Annotated in this window: 1 protein-coding gene; it reads left to right on the forward strand. The window is 65.6% G+C overall.

The window, feature by feature from the left end; translation table 11 throughout:
* The coding region (locus ABLU88_RS16295; protein WP_116281138.1) for a sodium ion-translocating decarboxylase subunit beta at positions 1-698 on the forward strand (698 nt) is incomplete at both ends.

Below are 698 nucleotides of genomic sequence, written 5' to 3' on the forward strand. Positions count from 1 at the left end.
ACCCTGCTGCTGGGGGCGGCGGCGCAGTTCGGCATCTTCGCCACGGTGCTGGGGGCGCTGACGCTGAACTACTTCGGCATCATCAGCTTCACCCTGCCGCAGGCGGCGGCCATCGGCATCATCGGCGGCGCGGACGGCCCGACGGCGATTTATCTGTCGGGCAAGCTGGCGCCGGAATTACTCGGGGCCATCGCGGTGGCGGCGTACTCGTATATGGCGCTGGTGCCGTTAATCCAGCCGCCGATTATGAAGGCGCTGACCAGCGAGAAGGAGCGGAAAATCCGCATGGTGCAGCTGCGCACGGTGAGTAAGCGGGAAAAAATCCTCTTTCCGGCGGTGCTGCTGCTGCTGGTGGCGCTGCTGCTGCCGGACGCGGCGCCGCTGCTGGGGATGTTCTGCTTCGGCAACCTGATGCGCGAGAGCGGGGTGGTGGAGCGCCTGAGCGACACGGTGCAGAACGGGCTGATAAATATCGTGACCATTTTCCTCGGGCTGTCGGTGGGGGCCAAGCTGGTGGCGGACAAGTTCCTGCAGCCGCAGACGCTGGGGATACTGGTGCTGGGGGTGATTGCGTTCTGCGTGGGGACGGCGGCGGGGGTGCTGATGGCAAAGCTGCTGAACCTGTGCAGCCGGAACAAAATCAACCCGCTGATTGGCTCGGCCGGGGTGTCGGCGGTGCCGATGGCGGCCAGGGTGTC

This window comes from Klebsiella sp. GW_Kp182, assembly GCF_040062275.1.
GTDB lineage: Bacteria > Pseudomonadota > Gammaproteobacteria > Enterobacterales > Enterobacteriaceae > Klebsiella > Klebsiella michiganensis.